Origin of the sequence: Pseudomonas sp. NPDC089428, assembly GCF_044749325.1 — a bacterium.
Lineage (GTDB): Bacteria > Pseudomonadota > Gammaproteobacteria > Pseudomonadales > Pseudomonadaceae > Aquipseudomonas.
Genome location: NZ_JBIVHT010000001.1, coordinates 222,643 through 244,061 on the forward strand (window position 1 = coordinate 222,643; position 21,419 = coordinate 244,061).

The 21,419-nt window shown below is 62.2% G+C and carries 18 protein-coding genes; 10 read left to right on the forward strand and 8 right to left on the reverse strand.

Features of this window, described 5'->3' with window-relative positions:
* Positions 1-33: 33 nt before the first annotated feature.
* Genes ACIPZ5_RS01225 through ACIPZ5_RS01235 form a run of 3 tightly spaced genes read left to right on the forward strand, consistent with a single transcriptional unit; the run spans position 34 to position 4,172 of the window.
* Complete coding sequence (locus tag ACIPZ5_RS01225) at positions 34-810, forward strand: molecular chaperone (protein ID WP_261940822.1); 777 nt, start codon at positions 34-36, stop codon at positions 808-810.
* A gap of 12 nt (positions 811-822) precedes the next feature.
* Positions 823-3,216 (forward strand): fimbria/pilus outer membrane usher protein, encoded by a 2,394-nt coding sequence (locus tag ACIPZ5_RS01230; RefSeq protein ID WP_400806101.1) that lies wholly within the window; start codon positions 823-825, stop codon positions 3,214-3,216.
* Positions 3,213-4,172, forward strand: a complete 960-nt coding sequence (locus tag ACIPZ5_RS01235; RefSeq protein ID WP_343597327.1) for a spore coat U domain-containing protein — start codon at positions 3,213-3,215, stop codon at positions 4,170-4,172. Before ACIPZ5_RS01230 ends, ACIPZ5_RS01235 begins: the two co-directional genes overlap by 4 nt.
* Positions 4,173-4,290: 118 nt before the next feature.
* Here ACIPZ5_RS01235 and ACIPZ5_RS01240 read toward each other — a convergent pair whose 3' ends face one another.
* On the reverse strand, positions 4,291-5,439 hold the full coding sequence (locus tag ACIPZ5_RS01240; protein WP_343597329.1) for a M14-type cytosolic carboxypeptidase: 1,149 nt from the start codon (positions 5,437-5,439) through the stop codon (positions 4,291-4,293).
* A 504-nt stretch (positions 5,440-5,943) separates the two neighbouring features.
* On the opposite strand from ACIPZ5_RS01240, the gene ACIPZ5_RS01245 reads away from it, so the two are divergent.
* Genes ACIPZ5_RS01245 through ACIPZ5_RS01260 form a run of 4 tightly spaced genes read left to right on the forward strand, consistent with a single transcriptional unit; the run spans position 5,944 to position 9,116 of the window.
* Positions 5,944-6,546 carry a hypothetical protein gene (locus tag ACIPZ5_RS01245; protein WP_400806103.1) on the forward strand — a complete coding sequence of 201 codons (603 nt, stop codon included), beginning with the start codon at positions 5,944-5,946 and terminating at the stop codon, positions 6,544-6,546.
* A 23-nt stretch (positions 6,547-6,569) separates the two neighbouring features.
* Complete coding sequence (locus ACIPZ5_RS01250; RefSeq protein ID WP_400806106.1) at positions 6,570-6,989, forward strand: SagB/ThcOx family dehydrogenase; 420 nt, start codon at positions 6,570-6,572, stop codon at positions 6,987-6,989.
* Positions 6,990-7,003: 14 nt separating this feature from the next.
* Positions 7,004-7,939 carry a diiron oxygenase gene (locus ACIPZ5_RS01255; RefSeq protein WP_400806108.1) on the forward strand — a complete coding sequence of 312 codons (936 nt, stop codon included), beginning with the start codon at positions 7,004-7,006 and terminating at the stop codon, positions 7,937-7,939.
* Positions 7,932-9,116, forward strand: coding sequence for an MFS transporter (locus ACIPZ5_RS01260; protein WP_400806111.1), 1,185 nt, complete (start codon positions 7,932-7,934; stop codon positions 9,114-9,116). Before ACIPZ5_RS01255 ends, ACIPZ5_RS01260 begins: the two co-directional genes overlap by 8 nt.
* Positions 9,117-9,144: 28 nt before the next feature.
* Here the strand turns inward: ACIPZ5_RS01260 and ACIPZ5_RS01265 are convergent, their stop codons facing one another.
* Positions 9,145-9,660, reverse strand: a complete 516-nt coding sequence (locus ACIPZ5_RS01265) for a DUF4880 domain-containing protein (protein WP_400806112.1) — start codon at positions 9,658-9,660, stop codon at positions 9,145-9,147.
* Between the two features lie 434 nt (positions 9,661-10,094).
* On the reverse strand, positions 10,095-10,406 hold the full coding sequence (locus ACIPZ5_RS01270; RefSeq protein ID WP_343597339.1) for a DUF6124 family protein: 312 nt from the start codon (positions 10,404-10,406) through the stop codon (positions 10,095-10,097).
* Positions 10,407-10,493: 87 nt separating this feature from the next.
* On the opposite strand from ACIPZ5_RS01270, the gene ACIPZ5_RS01275 reads away from it, so the two are divergent.
* Entirely contained in the window at positions 10,494-11,201 is a 708-nt protein-coding gene (locus ACIPZ5_RS01275; protein WP_343597341.1) for a LexA family transcriptional regulator, read from the forward strand.
* Between the two features lie 154 nt (positions 11,202-11,355).
* Here the strand turns inward: ACIPZ5_RS01275 and ACIPZ5_RS01280 are convergent, their stop codons facing one another.
* The 4 genes from ACIPZ5_RS01280 to ACIPZ5_RS01295 are packed head-to-tail and all read right to left on the reverse strand — an operon-like array spanning position 11,356 to position 16,914.
* Complete coding sequence (locus ACIPZ5_RS01280; RefSeq protein WP_400806115.1) at positions 11,356-13,308, reverse strand: biotin carboxylase N-terminal domain-containing protein; 1,953 nt, start codon at positions 13,306-13,308, stop codon at positions 11,356-11,358.
* Positions 13,305-14,120 (reverse strand): gamma-carboxygeranoyl-CoA hydratase, encoded by an 816-nt coding sequence (locus ACIPZ5_RS01285; protein ID WP_261940814.1) that lies wholly within the window; start codon positions 14,118-14,120, stop codon positions 13,305-13,307. Before ACIPZ5_RS01285 ends, ACIPZ5_RS01280 begins: the two co-directional genes overlap by 4 nt.
* Before the next feature lie 3 nt (positions 14,121-14,123).
* Positions 14,124-15,731 carry a carboxyl transferase domain-containing protein gene (locus ACIPZ5_RS01290; RefSeq protein ID WP_060507917.1) on the reverse strand — a complete coding sequence of 536 codons (1,608 nt, stop codon included), beginning with the start codon at positions 15,729-15,731 and terminating at the stop codon, positions 14,124-14,126.
* A gap of 19 nt (positions 15,732-15,750) precedes the next feature.
* Positions 15,751-16,914, reverse strand: coding sequence for an isovaleryl-CoA dehydrogenase (locus tag ACIPZ5_RS01295; RefSeq protein WP_343597346.1), 1,164 nt, complete (start codon positions 16,912-16,914; stop codon positions 15,751-15,753).
* A 321-nt stretch (positions 16,915-17,235) separates the two neighbouring features.
* Here ACIPZ5_RS01295 and ACIPZ5_RS01300 point away from each other — a divergent pair, with 321 nt between their 5' ends.
* The gene (locus tag ACIPZ5_RS01300) at positions 17,236-18,915 is read left to right on the forward strand and encodes an AMP-binding protein (RefSeq protein ID WP_400806118.1); all 1,680 of its coding nucleotides are present in this window, start codon (positions 17,236-17,238) and stop codon (positions 18,913-18,915) included.
* A 129-nt stretch (positions 18,916-19,044) separates the two neighbouring features.
* Here ACIPZ5_RS01300 and ACIPZ5_RS01305 read toward each other — a convergent pair whose 3' ends face one another.
* Positions 19,045-19,206 carry a hypothetical protein gene (locus tag ACIPZ5_RS01305; protein ID WP_261940810.1) on the reverse strand — a complete coding sequence of 54 codons (162 nt, stop codon included), beginning with the start codon at positions 19,204-19,206 and terminating at the stop codon, positions 19,045-19,047.
* A 140-nt stretch (positions 19,207-19,346) separates the two neighbouring features.
* On the opposite strand from ACIPZ5_RS01305, the gene ACIPZ5_RS01310 reads away from it, so the two are divergent.
* On the forward strand, positions 19,347-21,365 hold the full coding sequence (locus ACIPZ5_RS01310) for an alpha-1,4-glucan--maltose-1-phosphate maltosyltransferase (RefSeq protein WP_343597351.1): 2,019 nt from the start codon (positions 19,347-19,349) through the stop codon (positions 21,363-21,365).
* Positions 21,366-21,419: the final 54 nt, after the last annotated feature.

Here is a 21,419-nt window from a genome sequence, read left to right on the forward strand (position 1 = left end):
AGCACCCAAGAAAAAGAAACCAAGGAGAGTGGCATGGGGGTAGGCGCGAAGTGGGCGCAAGGTTTGACCGGTTTGTTGCTCTTGGCGAGCCTGCCGGCAGGGGCAGCCACCTCGGTGCTGATCTGGCCGATCGACCCCGTATTGGAGGCTGACCAGAAAGCCGGCGCACTGTGGCTGGAAAACCGCGGCACAGCCCCTGCCAGCTTGCAGGTACGGGTGTTCGCCTGGCGCCAGGGCGACTACCAGGAACAGTTCCAGGCCCAACGCGAAATCATCGGCAGCCCGCCGGTGGCCAACATTCCCCCAGGGCAGAAGCAGCTGATCCGCCTGACCCGCACGGGCAGCTCGCCGGTCGGCCAGGAGCAGGCCTACCGCATCATCATCGACGAAATCCCCTCGCCATTGCCCGTTGATGCCGGCAATCAGGGCACCACGGCGGCGATTCGCCTGCAGATGCGCTATTCGGTGCCGCTGTTCGTCTACGGCGAAGGGCTGTGGGGCAAGGCTGACCCGCAAAGCCAGCGCAACGCCGAAGGCGTCGGCAAGCCGCAACTCAGCTGGCGCCCGGTGACGGTACAGGGCAAGCCCTATGTGGAAATGCGCAATACCGGCCCGGTACATGCGCGCCTGACCGATGTGGTGGTGCAGCACGGCGGCCAGGCCAAGCCCTTGGCCGAAGGCTTGCTCGGTTATGTGTTGCCCGGTGCCAGCATGCGCTGGCCGGCACCGGTTACGCCAAACGCTGGCAGCGTGATCAAGGGGAGGGTGAACGGCCAGGAAACGGCTGAAGCGATCCGGCAGGGGCAATGAGCCCGCTGCTGAATGAAGGGCAAGGGCCATGGAGGACCTGGCAATGGTCGGAGTCCGTGCGTGAGATGGCTATCGCGGGCTTCGCGCCGCTGGTGCCTGGGGCTGACCTTGTTCGGCCCCTGCCTTGCGCTGGCCGACGACCTGCCACCACCGCCCAGCGAAACCCCCGCTGTCGCCGATGCCACGCTGTACCTCGACCTGCTGGTGAACCAGATGCCCAGGGCTGAGCTGGTGCCGGTGCAGCAGCGTGCCGGGCGCTTGTTCCTGGACAGCGAAGTGCTGCGCGGCCTGGGCGTCAAGCTGCCGGGCGACCCGCAGGGTGAAGTGGCATTGGACGATGTGGCAGGTTTGCACACCGATTACGACAGCCAGAACCAGCGCTTGCTGCTGCAAGTGCCACCGGCCTGGCTGCCGGACCAGCAGGTCGGTGACCGCGGCCTGTACCCTGCCAGCGAGGCGCGCAGCAGTTTCGGCGCCTTGTTCAACTACGACGTGTACCTCAACGATACCGATGATGGCGGCGCCTACCTGGCGGCATGGAACGAGCTACGCCTGTTCGACAGCTGGGGCACGTTCTCGAGCACCGGCCAGTGGCGCCAGTCGTTCAATGGTGCGCAGCGCGACGAAAGCCACCAGGGTTTCCTGCGCTACGACACCACCTGGCGGTTCACCGACGAGCAACGCCTGCTGACCTACGAGGCCGGCGACTTCGTCACTGGGGCATTACCCTGGACCAGCTCGGTGCGGGTCGGCGGCCTACAGCTGTCGCGTGACTTTGGCGCGCGTCCGGACCTGGTGACCTACCCCTTGCCGGCCTTTGCCGGGGAGGCGGCAGTGCCAACCTCGCTGGATCTGTTCATCAATGGCTACAAGTCCAGTACCGCCGAGCTGCAGCCAGGCCCATACACCCTGACCAACGTGCCGTTCATCAACGGTGCTGGCGAGGCGGTGGTGGTGACCACCGACGCTCTTGGCCGGCAGGTATCCACGACCTTGCCGTTCTACGTCACCAGCAGCCTGCTACAAAAAGGCCTGTCGGACTTCTCGATGGCCGCCGGCAGCCTGCGCCGCGACTATGCCGTGGAAGATTTCGGCTACGGTCCCGGTGTTGCCTCGGCCAGCCTGCGCCACGGCATCAGCGACAACTTCACCCTGGAAACCCATGTCGAGACCGCCGAGTCGCTGCTGCTCGGTGGCCTGGGCGGCAACATGCGCCTGGGCACGTTCGGTGTGCTCAATGCGGCCGTGGCGCAGAGCCAGTTCGATGGCGAGAAGGGCCACCAGGTCGCCCTCGGCTACCAGTACAACAGCCAGCGTTTCGGTTTCAACTATCAGCGTCTGCAACGTCATGGCGAGTATGCCGACCTGACCCGGGTCGACACGCCCGACATGCAGCTGAGCCAGCGCAGCGAGCAGGTGACCCTGAGCGTCAACCTCAACCAGTACGGCAGCGTGGGCGCCGGCTATTTCGACGTTCGCGCCGGTGATGGCACCCGCACCCGGCTGATCAACCTGAGCTGGAGCAAGCCGCTGTGGGGCAACAGCAGCCTGTACCTGTCGGCCAACCGTGAGGTTGGCGACAGCAACTGGGCGGTGCAGGCGCAGGTGGTGATCCCGTTCGACTTCGGCAGCACCCTGGCGGTGAGTACAGAACGCAGCAAGGACGGCGAGAGCCTGCAGCGGGTCAACTACAGCCGCGCTGTGCCGGTGGGTGGCGGCGTCGGCTACAACCTTGGCTACGCTGGCGGTGGCGACCGCGATGCCTACCGCCAGGCCGACCTGACCTGGCGCCTGCAGGCTGTGCAGTTGCAGGCTGGCGTGTACGGCAGCAGCGGCGAGATGACCCGCTGGGCCGACGCCAGTGGCTCGCTGGTGTGGATGGACGCCGGGGTATTCGCTGCCAACCGCATCGACGATGCCTTCGTGGTGGTCAGCACCAGCGGCTACGCCGACGTGCCGGTGCGCTACGAAAACCAGGAAATCGGCCGCACCGACCGCAGCGGCCACTTGCTGGTGCCGTATAGCAGCGGCTACTACCGTGGCAAATATGAAATCGACCCGATGGGCTTGCCGCCCGATGTGCTGGCGGCTGAGGTCGAGCAACGGGTGGCGGTGCGCCGTGGCAGCGGCTACCTGCTGGAGTTCCCGCTCAAGCGGGTGCTGGCGGCAAGCATCGAGCTGGTAGACGCCAATCAACAGCCGCTGAAGCTTGGCAGCAGGGTCAGCCACCAGGAGAGCGGCAGCCAGGCCGTGGTCGGTTGGGACGGCCTGGTGTACCTGGAGAACCTGTCGCCACATAACCGCCTGCACGTGATGGTGGAAGGAGGAGGGCAATGCCAGGTCGAGTTCGACTTGCCCGATGCGCAAGGTTCGGTGCCGTTGATTGGCCCGCTGGTGTGCCGATGAAGCGCTTGTGTTGTGCCTTGCTGTTGTTGCCCACCGGCTCAGCCTGGGCCTTGTGCTCGTCGGTGGCCACTGCCCCGGCGAGCTTTGGCAGTGTCAATTCGACACTGGTGCGGACCACGAGCCAGGCGGCCTCGACCACCAACTCAGGCCTGCAATGCACCGGCTCGCTGCTGAGCGTGCTGACCTCCACCGACCACGTCTACGCCACCATCACCTCAACCACCAGCGGCCTGGTCGGCCCCACCGGGGATATCATCAGTTACACCCTGTACGCCACCAACAGCACCAGCTACCCGATCACCCGAGGCGTGGCCTTCGACTTCGCCCGCAACAGCATCCTCGATCTCCTTGGCCTGCTCGGCAGCAGCACGCCCAAGACCGTCCCGCTGTACATGCGCACGATCATAGGCAGCAACGTCGCTGCCGGGGTGTATACGGAAACATTGAATGTGGCCTGGAGCTGGGACTATTGCTCCGGCATCGGTGTTGGAGCCATCTGTCTTGGGCGTGACATCGGTTCAGGTAGCCAGACGCTGGTCGTTACCTTGACCGTGACCAACGACTGCCAGATCACCACGCCCAACATCAGCTTCGCCAGCGCGCCGGTGGTGGCCGGGTTCGGCACGGTGAGCCAGAGCGTGACCCTGTCGTGCACCAAGGGTAGTGCCTACACGGTGGGCCTGAATGATGGGGAGAACGTGTCGGGCGGGCGGCGGCGGATGAAGTCGGCGGCGGGCAACTACCTGGCCTATGACATCTTCAAGAGTGCCAGTACCGTGCGCTGGGGCTCGCTGACCACTGCCAGGCGCTCGAGCAGCGATGCCGATGTGAACCCCGGCAACGGCACCGGGACGGGCAGCCAGCTGTTCAACTACAACGCCAAGGTCTACACCGACCAGGCCACACCGCCGGCGGCGAGTTACCTCGACAATGTGATTCTGGATGTGCAGTTCTGACAGTGCAATCCGGTATCGGCCCTTTCGCGGGCAAGCTCGCTGCCACAGAAATTGCACAATGTTCGAGGCTGTGGCGATCCTGTGAAAGCTGGCTTGCCCGCGAAGAGGGCGGGCCTGCTCAGCGCAGATCGCCAACCATCTTCAGCAAGGTCTCCAGCACCGCGCCGGCCAAGGCCTTGGACCGCGCCCCCGACCATTCGGCCACTGGTTCCGGCGCATCGTCATGGTCCTTGAACGGCATCTCCAGGGTCAGCGACAGGCAGTCATACGCCATGCCCACGGCATTGCACGCCAGCGTGGTATTCGCCTGACCTGGCTCGTCCCGGGTATAGCCATGCTTCGTCTGGAAATCCTTGGTCACACTGCACAAGGTCGTGCGGAACTGTTCTTCCAGCTTGGCCAGCCGTGGCGTATACCCCGGGTTACCCTCGCAGGCCGCCGTGAACACATGGGGAATTTCCTCATCGCCATGCACATCGATGAACGCATCCACACCGTACTGCTTCATCTGCGCCTGGGCGAAGAACACCTCCGGGCTGAGTTCGACACTGGCATCCTGCCAGGCCCGGTTCAGGTCCTTGCCTTTGAAGTTGGTGCGCAGGTGGCCGAGGAAGGCGCCATCCGGGTTCATGTTCGGGATCAGGTACAGGTCGGCCTTTTCCAGCAGTTTCTGAACCGTCGGGTCATTGCCTTGCAGCCGGTCGATCACCCCCTCCATGAACCACTCGGCCATGTGCTCGCCTGGGTGCTGCTGGGCGATCAGCCACAGCTTGCGCTTGCCTGTAGCGCCATCGCCGGCACGCAGCAGCGGAATATCCCGGCCTTGCACGCTGCGCCCGTGGGCCAGCAACTCGACGCCCGGGATCTGCTGGGCCCGCTCGATCAGCTGGTTGTGGCGCGCGCGCGGGTAGGGCTCGAAGTAGGCGAACCAGACTTGCCCCTGCTCGGCCTTGAGTTCGAACGACAGCGCCTTGCCATCGAACTGGCTCGGCACGCGGAACCAGGTCTGCTGGTCGTAGGAGGCCACGGCGTTGTAGCCGCTCCAGGCGTTCTTGTAGGAAGACTCGCTGGCGTTGTCCAGGCTGAAGCGATGGACCTGACCCGGCGTGAGGCCGCTGACCTTGAAGTGGAACCACTGGAAGTGGCCGCTATGGGTGTCCGGGCGGATGGCCAGGTGCACCTGGGCCGGGTTGCTGGCATCCAGGACCTGGATGTTGCCGGAATCGAAATCGCAGTCGATTTGCAGGGGGGACAGCGTCACGGTCATGGGCGGGCTCCTTGGGATTTGTTGTGGGGGTACTGTACACCGCTTGAGGGTGGGGTGTGTGGGCAGAAGGGCAGGATCGCTTGTCTTGATCGTGATCAGTAGTTGCTTTGTAACTTGAATAATCAAGCCTCAATGGGCTGAGAAACACCAAGGATTTCATGGTGCTCAGCTACTGAATGCCGCGGATTATTGCTGTTCAGTGAATTTCGGGGTTTGGAATGCATGGCGGGAGCCAAGCTCGAAAAACGCTAGTGCTGGAAAATTCCTACAAGTTGTTGAGGGTTTTCCTTCAATAATTCAGCTTGTGCATCTTGGATTGATGACTAATTATTAGTGCGTCGCAATGATGCGGCACTCAATGGAGGAATTGAGATGAAAGAAATCAAAATTGAATCTCGCAAACTGGCCAATCTGGCTCATCTGGTCAAAAAAGTCTGATTAGGCTTTTAGGTAGATAACTAAGCGCAGAGCCGGCCTGCGCTTAGTCAGCCAATGGAGGAAATGATGATCAGTGAAGATTGTTTTTTTGTAGTGCTCGGCTCATCCCTGATTTGCTGGGATTTCAAGGCGCATAAGCAATACCAGTTGTCAGTCGCACATGCGCGGCGATTGATTTTTTTGATTTATAATCAGGATTGCATTGACCAAAACTGCATGGTTGATCAGGAGTTGATTCGGGCGGGGGTCGTGAAAATTACTCAAGAACAAACGGACTATTGGGGGTGGGACGTGCTGTCCAGAATTTTTCACTTCGGCACGAAGAATATTCCCCTGGACGATATACCTCAAAATGAGGAGGCGTGGGCGAAACTGTATTTGGAGCATTGTGACGGTGCATGGGCGAGGCCGCTGCCTATAGATTACGCACACGTTGGAGGTGAAGCGGGTATCTTGCTGCCTCGAAAGACGTGCGAAGGGCAACTCGAGCAAAGTTTGTATCGTCGCTCGACTACCAGAGAATTCATTGATGTGCCACTTCGGCTAGAGATGCTGGCGAAAATTTTGCAGTTTACATTGGGATTTGTAGATGACCGCGAAGTTCCGGTGACTAGTGGGTTGCCTGATTCCCTCCGAAAGCGCCGGTGCAGCCCATCCGGCGGGGGCTGAATTCAACTGAAGGCTATGTGCTGGTGAGAAATGTCGAAGGGCTTGACGAAGGCATCTATTACTATGATGCCGCCAGTCATCGATTGCTTCTCAAATCTACTGACGTGCCGTCAGTGGGGCAGATGCTATCGGGGCAGCATTTTGCGAATAATCTGCCCGCTGGCGTATTTTTCACATCCAGGTTCGATAAGTTATGGTGGAAGTATGAGCATTCGCGCGCTTATCGAAATGCACTACTGGAAGTGGGGCATGTCGCTCAGACGTTTCAGATTATCAGTACTTCCCTTGGCTTGGGGACCTGGCTCACAGGGGCACTGTGCGAACAAGATATAGAGCCTTTCCTAAAGTTGGAAAATGCCCACGAGCAGGTGCTTTTCTTTGTGGGTTGTGGGTACACCAGTGGTGAAGCCACACCTGAAAGCTTGAGGATGCTGACATGCTAGGGGGCGTCGCTTCAATGAACCAACAGAAAGAAGTAATTCGTGCCGTCATGGTTTTCGATACGTGGGATAGTACTAGTTCCGTTCGTGCTCGCCCTTATGCATATGAACTCTCGGGACAGGACTTTCTGCGGGCAGAGCCGAGCTTATGGTTTTCCAGGGCTTTAATGCCTCTCATGGGGTGTCCGGGAATAGAAAGTTTGCCTCTTCAGAAGATTCGCAAGCTGCATGTCAGTCATTTGCTGTATTTCCTGGACTACACGACAAAGCTTGAGATGACTATCGTCAACAAGGCGGTCAACTGCATGGTGCATGGCGAGTTATCTATGCATTTTTCGGTGGGGGAGCGTAGTGCGGTCTTAAAGCTGTATGCTGATGAAGGTTACCATGCGCTGTTTTCCAAGGATCTGGCCGAGCAAATTGCTGGTTACCATAGGCTGGAAAGGTATCGTTCTGTTCGCTTAAAACATTTGAGTAGGCTTTTGGCTCGCTGTTCCGGCAAGTGGGAGGAACTTGCCTTATTTGTGATGGCTTTCATTTCTGAGACCGTCATAACACGTGAGCTATCGCTGTTGGGACAGGATGACTTGAACGTGCCTGTTCTCAGCATGCTGAGAGACCATTTGCATGATGAGGCCAAACATTCGGTTTTTTTTGCCGACTGCTTTGTCAAGCTGTGGGGGCAGGCGTCCACCGCCGAAAGGGACTTTGTTGTAAATGCATTGTTAGTGGTGGTACGCATTTTTTGCCGTCCAGATATTTCATTTATAAGGTTTCAGGCAAAAGATACAGCGCTTTGTCGTGAGCGTGTTGTAAATCATCTTAGGCAAAACTGGCGTCGTAGGGTTGCCTCTACTTTGCAATTGACTCTGAAAGCTGTAAGGCGTACCGATCTGCTCGCGAATGCATCCTACTTTCGCCAGTTGAAAAATGAGGGTTGGCTCGATGAGTAGACCAGACGCTTCGCAGTCCACTCGCGGTTATGTTTTATTGCTCCTCCTCATCAGTCTTCTGGGCGTGTTTCCGCTCGATGTGATTTTGCCCTCTGTGCCTTTGTTGGCCCGGGATTTTGGTGTCGATGCGCAGTACATTGCATATTCGATCAGCCTGTTCGCTGTCGGTGTCGCCATTTCGCAAACCATCATCGGTCCGCTTTCTGACCGAATGGGGCGAAAGCGTCTGCTGATAGCTGGTCTAGTGGTTTCCGTTGCGGGTGCGCTGGGGTGCATCCTCACAACAAGTTACCAAGGTTTCATGGTTTTCCGCCTTCTACAGGCGGTGGGATGCGGGTGCTTCGTGCTTAGCCAGGCCGTGGTGCAGGATAGATTCAACGGCCATCAACGCAATGCGGTGCGTATCCTGATGACCAGTGCAAGTGGTTTGTTTATTTCCTTGTCGCCGCTTGCAGGCAGCGTGCTCCAGCAGTATTTCGGGTGGGAAGGCAGTTTTCAGGCCTTTGTGGTTCTAGCCGTTGTTGTATTGCTGCTTTCCTTGAAATTGCTGCAAGAGAAACCGACAGCAAATAGTCTTACAGGCGTATTAAGTAGCTATCCGATTTTGCTCAAGGATCGCGCTTTTCTGGTCAGCTCGCTATTTTCATGCTTGGCGTTCGCCAGCCATTTTTCATTTGTGGTTGTGTCTCCCTTGTTGCTCATCGAACAGATGGGCCTGACGGAGTTCGCCTTCTCCATGGTCTTTCTTGGCTATGGGCTGGCATACATGGCCGGCGGATTCATTGCCAGTTGGCTGAATGGCCGCATGACGATGCAGGCGCAGGTTGCTTGGGGATTTGCTCTCATCGGTCTGGCTGGGGTTGCTCTATGTCTGGTTGTTACCGTGCATGAGCTTGGAGTTTTCAGCCTTCTGTTTCCATTGGTGCTCTGTACCATCGGTACAACCATCGTTCGGCCAGCTGCAACAACCCATGCGCTGGGCCGGCACCCAGAGCGGGCAGGTGCAGCGGCTTCGCTCAACAATACGATGTTGTTTGCATTCGGTGGGGGCGCCAGCATGCTGGTGGCTTCGATCAGCGGCAGCTTGCCGATGAGTCTGGCGCTGGGCTTTATTGCTTCCAGCCTTGCAGGCTGGTATTTGCTCGTCTATCTGAAAGGTTTGGAGCGTAAAGCGTAGTTGGCTGCAGCCCCAGTGGATATGTAACTCAGGCCCAGTAACCTAACAACAACAGCGCCGCCACACCCAGCCCGACTGCCGCCGAACACCCTCCAACCGAAATCGCCGCACGCCCGTGCCGATACCAGCCATCGAGCCCCAGCTCCCGCGCCGGGGCGAGCAGGCTGCGCCAGCGCAGCTCGGTATCGTGAAACGCCTGCAGGTGTGCAGGTGCCGCATCCAGCCAACGGCGAAAATCGATGCGCTCGCACGAGGTCACGTCAGGGCTCTGCAACCGCACATACCATTGCCCCGCGACACTGGCCAACGCATCCCCGGGAGGTTGCGCCACCTGCAGGGCCTGGTTCATGTTGCGTTCGACGCTGAGCAGCGGGAGGTCGAGGCGCTTGGCAATGCTGGCAAAGTCCAGCTGATCGAGGCGGTTGAGCAGGAACACTTGCTGCACGCGCCGGGGCAGGCGCTTGAGTGCGTACAGCCGCTCATGCTCGGCAGCCTGCTCGCTGGAGGGCGTGGGGTGCTCAAGGGGCAGCAGCAGACGGCTCATGGACAGCTCCTTGCTCGAGGGTAGGGTGGGGGCATCGTCCGTGATGCAGAAACAGCGTAGTCAAAACGAGATTGATTCTCAAGTGCTGATTCCGCAAAGATTTGTAATGAGCGTTCACGCTCTGAAACACTTTTGCTATCATGCGCGCCATCAACGATCTTCATTAGCCTGAAGAGCCAAAAAAAAATGACCCGGCAAAAAGCCGGGTCAAAAACCGTGATTAGCCTGATGAGGAGATAATCTGGAGCGACCTAAGCTCCGGGTTATCCAGCAGATCTTGCGATCAGCTGAGTGCAATAATAATCGTTATCATTTGCCAGTCAAATGAATTTTCAGTTATCCGGTAAAAAAGTTTTACCGGCGCGCTTCCTTGTCCCGGCGCGCGGGGCCTTTCGCCGGCAGCCGGCCATCACGTTCTCCCTTCTTCTTTTTGCCTACAGCCCGTTCTGCAGGGCGCGCCTGTGCTCCAGCAGGGCTCTGGCCATATCGATCATGTGCATGAGTGCAAACGTCAGCTCGCGGGTGCTGCCTTCCTGATGGGAAGCCGTTTCGTGGGCGGTGGCGGCAGCACAGCGCAGCAGCTCTATGGCGTGGTCTTGGGCCTGCTCGGCGGTGACGCCGGCGTGCAAGGTCCAGATCTGGTTGTGCGCGCTTGGGCGCGGGGGGTTGGGGTTGAGGTAGTAATCGAGCGCGCGGCGGGCTGCTTCGCTGTCGAGATCTGTTACGTCGTCTTTCGGTGGTTTCATCCTGATACCTGCGCAGGCCAATGGGAAAGGGTTCTGCCTGAGTTTAATACCTTGGGTATTTATGTGCTTTTCTAGAAATAATACTGAATGTTTATTGAGCGCCAGAAGGCAGTCCGTATCGTGCCAGCGATGAATATGGATAAATGGATTGCCCTCGTCCGTGACCGGATGGAGGAGTTGAAGCTCACCCAAGAGCAGCTTGCCGAGCGCGTCGGCGTGTCTCAAGGCAGTGTGGGGCATTGGGTGAACAAGCGGCGCCAGCCCAAGATCGAATCGATGAACCGTACGTTCGTCGAGATTGGCATGCCCCACTACAGCGTCAGCTTGCAGCTGCGGATACAGGGCCAGGTTGGCGAGGAGCGTGGCATCTACGAGGTGCATGACGACGATGAAGAACTTGACCTCATGCAGTACATCGTGTGCTTCCGCTACCCGGTGTTGGCGTGGGATGAGCTAGGTGCCGCAGAGATGTCCGAGCCGGGTGTATTCGAACAGACGGACTACCTGGCACAGGGCAAGGCGTTCTGGTTGACCGTGGAAAATGACGCGATGAGCGCTGCCAGTGGCCGCAGCGTGCCGCAGGGCATGCGGATACTGGTGGACCCGGGGCTGGAGGCGGAACCGGGCCGGTTGGTGATTGCCCGGCAGCCTGGGAAGACGGCGATTCTGCGGGAGCTGGCCGAGGAGGGTGGGCAGCAGTACCTGAAGGCGCTGAACCGCAGTTATCCGACGCTGGTGTGCGAAGAGGGCTGCGAGTTTCTCGGGGTGGTCGTGCGGGTGCACGGCGTCTTCTAGGGCGTGGGGTCGGGCATGGCATTTGAGTGAGGGCTGGCAGGTGCATGCCGCAGCTTTTTTAGCGCCTGCGAAATCGAGCGCCGCCCGCGCGGCGCTCGATTTCGCAGGCGCTAAAAATGCCACGACCTACACCTGTCGGCCGCAACCCACCGCCTCACTCCATCAGTTCGACCAACACCGTCCCTTCGCTGACCATATCCCCTTCCTGGCAGAACAGCGCCTTCACCGTCCCGCCATGGGGCGCGCGAATGCTGTGCTCCATCTTCATCGCCTCAAGCACCACCAGTGGCGTTCCAGCCTCCACCACCTGCCCTGGCGTCACCAGCACCCGCACGATGCTGCCGTTCATGGGCGCGCCCAACCCGCCCTGATGGCTGTGACTGGCTTCGGCCTCGGCAATCGGGTCGAAGGCGTCGACGGCATGCATCTCGCCATCCCAGCGCAGGAACAACGTGCCAGCGCGGCGCACCGCCAGGTAGCGGCGACGGATTCCGCCCTCATCATGGCTCAGCTGTTCACCTTCAAGCTGCCAGGTGGCAGTGGAGCTGCGCTCCAGGGCAACCGCCTGTTTTTCGCCGCCACTCACCAGGTGCAGGCTGCTGCGCGCCGGCAAGCCCAGACGCAGGCCATTGCGCTCGGCCCACGGCGAACGGCCATCGTCGGCCCGCTGGAGCGGCGCCTGGCCTTGCAGCCAGGCCTCTGCCGCGGCTTCCCAGAAGCCCGCCGGCAATGCCTGCGGTGCCGGCAACAGCACCTCCTGATGGCGTGGAATGAAGCCGGTATCCAGCTCTGCCGCCGCGAAGGCCGGGTGGGCGAGAATACGGCGCAGGAAGGCAATGTTGGTCTTCAGCCCGCCGATGGCGAATTCATCGAGCATGGCCAGCAAGCGCAGGCGTGCCTGTTCGCGGTCCTGCCCCCAGGCAATCAGTTTGCCCAGCATCGGGTCGTAGAACGGCGATACCACATCGCCTTCGCTGACCCCGCTGTCCACCCGGCGGCCTTCGCCCGGTGCCGATTCGCGGTACAGCGCGAGCGTACCGGTGGCCGGCAGGAACTCATTGGCCGGGTCCTCGGCATACAGCCGCACTTCGATGGCATGGCCGATCAGCGGCACCTGCTCCTGAGTGATCGGCAGCGGCTCGCCGCAGGCCACGCGAATCTGCCAGGCCACCAGGTCGAGGCCGGTGATGGCTTCGGTGACCGGGTGTTCCACCTGCAGGCGGGTGTTCATCTCCATGAAGAAGAACTCGCCGCGGGCATCGAGCAGAAACTCGACGGTGCCGGCACCGACATAGCCAATCGCCTGGGCCGCGCGCACCGCTGCCTCGCCCATGGCCCGGCGCAGCTCGGGGGACAGGCCGGGGGCTGGCGCTTCTTCGACCACCTTCTGGTGGCGACGCTGGATCGAGCAGTCGCGCTCGTTGAGGTACAGGCAGTTGCCGTGCTGGTCGGCGAACACCTGGATCTCCACATGGCGTGGCTTGAGCACGTACTTTTCCACCAGCATGCGCGCATCGCCGAACGACGACTGCGCCTCACGCTGAGCCGAGGCCAGGGCGTCGGCCAGCTGGCTTTCTTCCTCGACCACTTTCATGCCCTTGCCGCCACCACCGGCGCTGGCCTTGAGCAGCACCGGGTAGCCAATGCGTTCGGCGGCGGCGCGGAAGGTGTCCAGGTCTTGCGCTTCGCCGTGGTAACCGGGCACCAGCGGCACGCCGGCGTCTTCCATCAGCGCCTTGGCGGCCGACTTGCTGCCCATGGCATCGATGGCACTTGCGGGTGGGCCGAGGAAAATCAGCCCGGCCTGTTCGATGGCGCGGGCAAAGCCTGCGTTTTCGGACAGGAAACCATAGCCTGGGTGGATGGCCTGGGCGCCACTGGCCTTGGCCGCAGCGAGAATCTTGTCGACCACCAGGTAGCTGTCGGCGGCCTTGCTGCCGCCCAGGTCGACGCGAATATCGGCCTCGCGGCTGTGGCGGGCGTCACGGTCGGTGGCGCTGTGCACGGCGACCGTGGTCAGGCCCATGGCCTTGGCAGTGCGCATCACCCGGCAGGCGATTTCGCCACGGTTGGCGACCAGCAGGGTGGTCAAAGCGGGACGGCTCATGGGCGCGGTTCCTTCTTGTCGTCGGTTTGCCAGGCGGGGCGGCGTTTTTCCAGGAAGGCGCGCAGGCCCTCCTGGCCTTCGGCGCTGACGCGGATGCGGGCGATGGTGTTTTCACAGTAGCGGCGCAGGGCCGGGCTGAGTTCGCCGTCGTCCACCTCGCGTAGCAGGTCCTTGGTGGCGCGCAGCGCTTGCGGGCTGTTCTGCAGCAGGTTGCTCACCCAGGCTTCGACCTGGGCATCCAGTTCGCTGGCCGGGTACACCTCGGCCAGCAGGCCCAGCTCGCGGGCACGTGCGCCGCTGAAGCGCTCGGCGGTCAGGGCATAGCGGCGTGCTGCGCGTTCGCCGATGGCCTTGACCACGAACGGGCTGATCACCGCCGGTGCCAGGCCGATGCGCACCTCCGACAGGCACAGCTGGGCGTCTTCGGCGCCGATGGCCATGTCGCAGCAGCTGATCAGGCCCAGCGCGCCACCGAAGGCCGCGCCTTGCACCACGGCCAGGGTCGGCGCCTTCAGGCGATGCAGGGCGTACATCAGCTCGCCGAGTTCGCGGGCGTCATCGAGGTTGGTGTTGAAGTCCAGCTGCGCCGATTGCTGCATCCAGGCCAGGTCGGCGCCGGCGCTGAAGTGCCGGCCACGGCCGCGCAGCAGCAGGAAGCGCAGGCTGGCGTCTTCGGCCAGCTGGTCGAGGGCAACGATCAGTTCGCGGATCATCAGCGCGTTGAAGGCGTTGTTCTTGTCCTCGCGGCTCAGCCACAGGGTGGCGAAGCCGCGCGGGTCGCGGATCACTTCGAGGGTGCTGAAATCGCTCATGGGTCACATCCGGAAAATGCCGAAGCGGCTCTGTTCGATGGGCGCGTTCAACGCGGCTGACAACGCAAGGCCAAGCACGTCGCGGGTCTGCGCCGGGTCGATGACACCGTCGTCCCACAGGCGGGCGCTGGAGTAGTAGGGGTGGCCCTGGTGCTCGTACTGGTCGAGGATCGGCTGCTTGAGCCTGGCCTCGTCCTCGGCACTGAAGGCTTGGCCGCTGCGTTCGCTCTGCTCGCGCTTGACCTGGGCCAACACCCCGGCGGCCTGCTCGGCGCCCATCACGCCAATGCGCGCGTTGGGCCACATCCACAGGAAACGCGGGTCGTAGGCGCGGCCGCACATGCCGTAGTTGCCGGCGCCGAAGCTGCCGCCGATGATCACCGTGAACTTCGGCACCTGGGCGCAGGCGACGGCGGTGACCAGCTTGGCGCCGTGCTTGGCGATGCCGCCTTCCTCGTACTTCTTGCCGACCATGAAGCCAGTGATGTTCTGCAGGAACAGCAGCGGGATGCCGCGCTGGCAGGCCAGCTCGATGAAGTGCGCGCCTTTTTGCGCGGCTTCGGCAAAGAGAATGCCGTTGTTGGCCAGAATCGCTACCGGGTAGCCATGCAGGTGGGCGAAACCGCACACCAGGGTGGTGCCGAACAGCGCCTTGAACTCATCGAACACCGAGCCGTCGACCAGCCGCGCGATCACCTCGCGCACATCGAATGGCTGCTTGGCATCGGCCGGGACCACGCCATACAGCTCGTCGGCGTTGTACAGCGGTGCCACCGGCGCCTGGCGCTGCAGCTTGCCGAGCTTGTGCCAGTTGAGATTGGCGACGCTGCGCCGGGCGATGGCCAGGGCATGTTCGTCGTTGTCGGCGTAGTGGTCGGCGACGCCGCTGGTGCGGCAGTGCACATCGGCGCCGCCGAGGTCTTCGGCGCTGACCACTTCACCGGTGGCGGCTTTCACCAAAGGCGGCCCGGCAAGGAAGATGGTCGCCTGCTGGCGCACCATGATCGCTTCGTCGGCCATGGCCGGCACGTAGGCGCCGCCCGCGGTGCACGAGCCCATCACCACGGCGATCTGCGGGATGCCCAGCGCGCTCATGTTGGCCTGGTTGAAGAAGATCCGCCCGAAGTGCTCGCGATCGGGGAACACTTCATCCTGGCGCGGCAGGTTGGCGCCGCCGGAGTCCACCAGGTAGATGCATGGCAGGCGGTTCTGCAGGGCGATGGTCTGCGCGCGCAGGTGCTTCTTCACCGTCAGCGGGTAGTAGGAGCCGCCTTTGACCGTGGCGTCGTTGGCCACGATCATGCATTCCACGCCTTCGACGCGGCCGATGCCGGCGATCACGCCTGCGGCCGGCACGTCTTCGCCGTATACCTCATGGGCGGCCAGCTGGCCGATCTCGAGGAACGGCGAGCCTGGGTCGAGCAGGCGGTCGATGCGTTCGCGCGGCAGCAGTTTGCCACGCGAGGTGTGCCGTTCCTGGGCCTTGGGCCCGCCGCCCTGGGCCACCTGGGCGAGCAGGCCGCGCAGGGCCTGGACCTGTTCGAGCATGGCCGCGCTGTTGCCGGCGAACTCCGCCGAACGCGGGTTGATCTGGGTGTGCAAGGTAGCCATGTGCGCCCGTCCCCTGTGCTCAGCGGGTTTCGTTGAACAGTTCGCGGCCGATCAGCATCCGGCGGATTTCGCTGGTGCCGGCACCGATCTCGTACAGTTTGGCATCGCGCAGCAGGCGGCCAGCCGGGAACTCGTTGATGTAGCCGTTGCCACCGAGAATCTGGATCGCTTCCAGGGCCATTTGCGTAGCGCGTTCGGCGGTGTAGAGGATCACCCCGGCGGCGTCCTTGCGGGTGGTCTCGCCACGGTCGCAGGCCTGGGCCACGGCATACAGGTAGGCGCGGCTGGCGTTGAGCTGGGTGTACATGTCGGCGATCTTGCCCTGGATCAGCTGGAACTCGCCGATGCTCTGGCCGAACTGCTTGCGATCGTGAATGTACGGCACCACCAGGTCCATGCAGCTTTGCATGATGCCGGTCGGGCCGCCGGACAGCACCACGCGCTCGTAGTCCAGGCCGCTCATCAGCACGCGCACGCCGCCGTTGAGCTGGCCGAGGATGTTTTCTTCCGGCACTTCGACGCCGTCGAAGAACAGCTCGCAGGTGTTGGAGCCGCGCATGCCCAGCTTGTCGAACTTGTTGCTGCGGCTGAAGCCTTTCCAGTCACGTTCGACGATGAACGCGGTGATGCCGTGGGGGCCCTTGTCCAGGTCGGTCTTGGCGTAGATCACGTAGGTGTTGGCGTCGGGGCCGTTGGTGATCCAGGTCTTGCTGCCGTTGAGCACGTAGCGGTCGCCGCGCTTCTCGGCGCGCAGCTTCATCGACACCACGTCGGAACCGGCGTTGGGCTCACTCATGGCCAGGGCGCCAATGTGCTCGCCGCTGATCAGCTTGGGCAGGTACTTGAGCTTCTGCTCGTGGCTGCCGTTGCGGTTGATCTGGTTGACGCAGAGGTTGGAGTGGGCGCCGTAGGAGAGGGCGACCGAGGCCGAGCCACGGCTGATTTCTTCCATCGACACCACGTGGGCCAGGTAGCCCAGGCCGGCGCCGCCGTATTCCTCGGCAACGGTAATGCCCAGCAGGCCCATGTCGCCGAACTTGCGCCACATATCGGCGGGGAACAGGTTGTCATGGTCGATCTGCGCGGCGCGCGGGGCCAGTTCGGCGGCGACGAAGGTGCGCACCTGGTCGCGGAGCATGTCGATGGTTTCGCCCAGGGCGAAGTTCAGGGTGGGGTAATGCATGCGGGGGCACCTTGTTGTTCTTGAAATTGGATAACACCGTAGCTCAAGTGTGAGTCGCCGAACCCTGTGGGAGCGGGCTTGCCCGCGAAAGCGTCAGCAGGATCACCGTCATTGCCTAAATGATCGCATTCGCGGGCAAGCCCGCTCCCACAGGGTTCGGCGTCAAGCTTGGGCCGGTGTTGTTCATCACCTTTACGTTAACGTAAACCTGCCTTTGGTCGCTGTCAATCCGATCATCACCTTTACGTAAACGTAAATCTGCGCCAGAGTATCCCCAGCTCGTTTCAGCCGTGCCCAGAACAACCACAAGAAGGGACACCCATGAGTCAACCAAGCTACACCCGCGGCCGCCAGGACCAACCGTTGCTGACCCTGACCATCGGCCAGGCCTTCGATGCCACCGTGGCCCGCTGCGCCGATGGCGAAGCGCTGGTGGTGCGCCACCAGGGCCTGCGCTACAGCTGGCGGCAGCTGGCCGAACAGGTCGACATCCATGCCCGCGCCCTGATGGCGCTGGGCGTGAACACTGGCGACCGGGTCGGTATCTGGTCACCCAACTGCGCCCAGTGGTGCATCCTGCAACTGGCCAGCGCCAAGGTCGGTGCGATCCTGGTCAACATCAACCCGGCCTATCGCGTGGGTGAACTGGAGTACGTACTACGCCAGTCCGGCTGCCGCTGGCTGGTGTGCGCCGATGCGTTCAAGACCTCCGATTACCATGCCATGGTTCAGGAACTGGTAGCGGAGTTGGCGACCGCCAACCTTGGCGAGCTGGCCAGTGAGCGCCTGCCCGAGCTGCGTGGGGTCATCAGCCTGGCGGCCAACCCGCCCAGCGGCTTCCTGCCCTGGCAAGCCCTGGCCGAGCGGGCAGGGCAGACTGCGACCGAAGCCTATGCGGCGCGTCAGCAGGGCCTGCAGTTCGACCAGCCGGTGAACATCCAGTACACCTCCGGCACCACCGGCGCGCCCAAAGGTGCCACGCTCAGCCACTACAACATCCTCAACAACGGCTTCATGGTCGGCGAAAGCCTGGGTTTGACCGAACGCGACCGCATGGTGATCCCGGTGCCGTTGTACCACTGCTTCGGCATGGTCATGGCCAACCTCGGCTGCATCACCCACGGCAGCACCATGGTCTACCCGAACGACGCCTTCGACGCCGAGCTGACCCTGCGCGCCGTGGCCGAAGAGCGGGCCAGCATCCTCTATGGCGTGCCGACCATGTTCATCGCCATGCTCGACCACCCGTCGCGCACGCAACTGGACCTGTCGACCCTGCGCAGCGGCATCATGGCTGGCGCTACCTGCCCGATCGAGGTGATGCGCCGGGTGATCGACCAGATGCACATGGCGCAAGTGCAGATTGCCTATGGCATGACCGAAACCAGCCCGGTATCCCTGCAGACCGGCCCGGATGACGAACTGGAGCTGCGCGTGACCACCGTCGGCCGCACCCAGCCTCAGCTGGAGACCAAGCTGGTGGACGCCGACGGCTGCATCGTCGCCCGCGGTGAGATCGGCGAACTGTGCACCCGTGGCTACAGCGTGATGCTCGGCTACTGGGACAACCCCCAGGCCACGGCGGATGCCATCGACCCGGCCGGCTGGATGCACTCGGGCGACCTGGCGGTCATGGACGAGCACGGCTACGTACGCATCGTCGGGCGCAACAAGGACATGATCATTCGCGGCGGCGAGAACATCTACCCGCGTGAGCTGGAAGAGTTCTTCTACACCCACCCGGCGGTGGCCGATGCGCAGGTGGTGGGTATTCCGTGCAGCCGTTATGGCGAGGAGATCGTGGCCTGGATCAAGCTGCATCCGGGGCACACTGCCACGGTTGAAGAGCTTCAAGGCTGGTGCAAGGCGCGCATTGCGCACTTCAAGGTGCCGCGGCATTTCCGCTTCGTCGAAGAGTTTCCGATGACTGTCACGGGGAAGGTGCAGAAGTTCCGGATGAGGGAAATCAGCGTGGCGGAGATGGCAGCTTTGACCGAGTGAGGCTGATAGGGCTCGTCGTGGCATGTCTGCTGGGGTCGAGATTGAGCGCCGCGCGGGCGGCGCTCGGTGGCACAGGCACCACATATTTCACGGCGAGCCGCCCACCCTTCATGAACAGCGGGTCTACCCTTAAGCCTTCACCGGTGGTTCATCACTCGGCGGATCACCCACCGTCGGCGGTACGGTCGGCTTGATCGGCAGCTCGTCCGGATCCTTTTCCGGCACGGGCGGCGGCAGGCTCGGGTCGTCGATGTTGGGGTCGGGTGTTTCCGGTGGAATGGGAATGTTCATGGCCTGGCCTCGCAGGGGTGAATTGAAGAGGTGCTGCAGGCTCTGACCGCCGGCAGTTGCCGTTCGCTCAATTATTTTGAACCCCTTGTCTGCGCCCGGCTCTGAACCCTTACCGCCACCAGCCTGAGGGAGCAAGGTCGATGTCACGAAACGAGCCCTTTGAAAGTGCGCCCACGGCGAATGATCACCCGGATCAGGCCATCAGCCTGTCCCAGGCGCTGCTGGCGCCACGCATCGTCATCGAAGACACCCAACCCGTGCTCGAGGCCGGCACGTTCGCCGCCAAGGCCGTCAGCGGCCAACAGATTACGGTCAGCAGCAAGGTCTACAGCGACGGCCACGACCGCCTGGTGGTAATGCTCAACTGGCGCCAGGCCCATAGCCGCCGCTGGCACTGCGTGCCAATGCAGTCGCCGGGCAATGACCTGTGGCTGGCTGATTTCACCCCCACCGAGCTGGGCCCGCACCTGTTCAGCATCGAGGCCTGGATCGACCCGTTCGCCACCTATTGCCACGACCTGGAGAAGAAGTACCACGCCGGCGTCGCGGTCGAGCTGGAGCTGGAAGAGGGGCGGCTGATGCTCGGCCAGGGCATCGACCTCAGCGAAGGCGTGCTGCGCGAAGAGATCGCAGCCTTGCAACAGCAACTGGCTTCGCTCAAGGCCGATGACCAGGTGGCGCTGCTGCTGCACCCTAATACCGCACGGCTGATGGCCGAAGCCGAGCACCGCAGCTACCTGACCCGCAGCCGTGAGTTCCCCCTCGATGTCGACCGGCCGGCCGCACTGTTCGCCAGCTGGTACGAGCTGTTCCCGCGTTCGATCACCGACAGCCCCGAGCGCCATGGCACTTTCAACGACGTGCACGAACGTTTGCCGATGATCCGCGACATGGGCTTCGACGTGCTGTACTTCCCGCCGATCCACCCGATCGGCACCCAGCACCGCAAGGGCCGCAACAATGCGTTGCGCGCCGAGCCCGGCGACCCCGGCAGCCCCTACGCGATCGGCAGCCCCGAGGGTGGCCACGAGGCCATCCACCCGCAGCTGGGCACGCGCGAGGACTTCCGCCGCCTGGTCGCCGCCGCCGCCGAGCACGGCCTGGAGATCGCCCTGGACTTCGCCATCCAGTGCTCCCAGGATCACCCCTGGCTCAAGGAGCACCCTGGCTGGTTCAGCTGGCGCCCCGACGGCACCATCCGCTACGCCGAAAACCCGCCAAAGAAATACCAGGACATCGTCAACGTCGACTTCTACGCCGCCGACGCGGTACCGAGCCTGTGGCTGGCCCTGCGTGACGTGGTGGTTGGCTGGGTCGAGGAGGGCGTGAAGACCTTCCGCGTCGACAACCCGCACACCAAGCCGCTGCCGTTCTGGCAATGGCTGATCGCCAATGTGCGCAGCCAGCACCCCGAGGTGATCTTCCTGGCCGAGGCCTTCACCCGGCCGGCGATGATGGCGCGCCTGGGCAAGGTGGGGTATGCGCAGAGCTACACCTACTTCACCTGGCGCAACACCAAGCAGGAGCTGCGCGAATATTTCGAGGAACTCAACCAGCCGCCGTGGTGCTACTGCTACCGGCCGAATTTCTTCGTCAATACGCCCGACATCAACCCCTTTTTCCTGCACAGCTCGGGCCGTGCCGGCTTCCTCATCCGCGCTGCACTGGCGACCATGGGGTCGGGGCTGTGGGGCATGTATTCAGGCTTCGAACTGTGCGAAGGCACGCCACTGCCGGGCAAGGAGGAGTACCTGGATTCGGAGAAGTACGAGATCCGCCCGCGTGATTTCAACCAGCCCGGCAACATCATTGCCGAAATTGCCCAGCTCAACCGTATCCGCCGGCAGAACCGGGCGTTGCAGACCCACCTGGGCGTGGCGTTCTTCAACTGCTGGAACGACAACATCCTGTACTTCGCCAAGCGCACGCCCGAGCGCGACAACTACATTCTGGTGGCGATCAGCCTCGACCCGCACAACGCCCAGGAAGCCAGTTTCGAATTGCCATTGTGGGAGTTGGGGCTGGATGACAACGCCGACACCCACGGCGAGGACCTGATGAACGGCCATCGCTGGACCTGGCATGGCAAGACCCAGTGGATGCGTATCGAACCCTGGCACCAGCCGTTCGGCATCTGGCGCATAGAAAAGGCCCGTTAGCACGGCACGCCACATTCCCTGTGGGAGCGGGCTTGCCCGCGAAAACCGGCAAAG

What these genes read in the sequence shown, in the direction of transcription:
- ACIPZ5_RS01285 (WP_261940814.1), bottom strand. Translation starts at nt 14,120, where the DNA reads ATGAGCGATTTCAGCACCCTCGAAGTGATCCGCGACCCGCGCGGCTTC.
- ACIPZ5_RS01310 (WP_343597351.1), top strand. Translation starts at nt 19,347, where the DNA reads ATGTCACGAAACGAGCCCTTTGAAAGTGCGCCCACGGCGAATGATCAC.
- ACIPZ5_RS01260 (WP_400806111.1), top strand. Translation starts at nt 7,932, where the DNA reads ATGAGTAGACCAGACGCTTCGCAGTCCACTCGCGGTTATGTTTTATTG.
- ACIPZ5_RS01230 (WP_400806101.1), top strand. Translation starts at nt 823, where the DNA reads ATGAAGGGCAAGGGCCATGGAGGACCTGGCAATGGTCGGAGTCCGTGC.
- ACIPZ5_RS01295 (WP_343597346.1), bottom strand. Translation starts at nt 16,914, where the DNA reads ATGCATTACCCCACCCTGAACTTCGCCCTGGGCGAAACCATCGACATG.
- ACIPZ5_RS01265 (WP_400806112.1), bottom strand. Translation starts at nt 9,660, where the DNA reads ATGAGCCGTCTGCTGCTGCCCCTTGAGCACCCCACGCCCTCCAGCGAG.
- ACIPZ5_RS01280 (WP_400806115.1), bottom strand. Translation starts at nt 13,308, where the DNA reads ATGAGCCGTCCCGCTTTGACCACCCTGCTGGTCGCCAACCGTGGCGAA.
- ACIPZ5_RS01290 (WP_060507917.1), bottom strand. Translation starts at nt 15,731, where the DNA reads ATGGCTACCTTGCACACCCAGATCAACCCGCGTTCGGCGGAGTTCGCC.
- ACIPZ5_RS01240 (WP_343597329.1), bottom strand. Translation starts at nt 5,439, where the DNA reads ATGACCGTGACGCTGTCCCCCCTGCAAATCGACTGCGATTTCGATTCC.
- ACIPZ5_RS01270 (WP_343597339.1), bottom strand. Translation starts at nt 10,406, where the DNA reads ATGAAACCACCGAAAGACGACGTAACAGATCTCGACAGCGAAGCAGCC.
- ACIPZ5_RS01275 (WP_343597341.1), top strand. Translation starts at nt 10,494, where the DNA reads ATGTTTATTGAGCGCCAGAAGGCAGTCCGTATCGTGCCAGCGATGAAT.
- ACIPZ5_RS01305 (WP_261940810.1), bottom strand. Translation starts at nt 19,206, where the DNA reads ATGAACATTCCCATTCCACCGGAAACACCCGACCCCAACATCGACGAC.
- ACIPZ5_RS01300 (WP_400806118.1), top strand. Translation starts at nt 17,236, where the DNA reads ATGAGTCAACCAAGCTACACCCGCGGCCGCCAGGACCAACCGTTGCTG.
- ACIPZ5_RS01225 (WP_261940822.1), top strand. Translation starts at nt 34, where the DNA reads ATGGGGGTAGGCGCGAAGTGGGCGCAAGGTTTGACCGGTTTGTTGCTC.
- ACIPZ5_RS01255 (WP_400806108.1), top strand. Translation starts at nt 7,004, where the DNA reads ATGAACCAACAGAAAGAAGTAATTCGTGCCGTCATGGTTTTCGATACG.
- ACIPZ5_RS01235 (WP_343597327.1), top strand. Translation starts at nt 3,213, where the DNA reads ATGAAGCGCTTGTGTTGTGCCTTGCTGTTGTTGCCCACCGGCTCAGCC.
- ACIPZ5_RS01245 (WP_400806103.1), top strand. Translation starts at nt 5,944, where the DNA reads ATGATCAGTGAAGATTGTTTTTTTGTAGTGCTCGGCTCATCCCTGATT.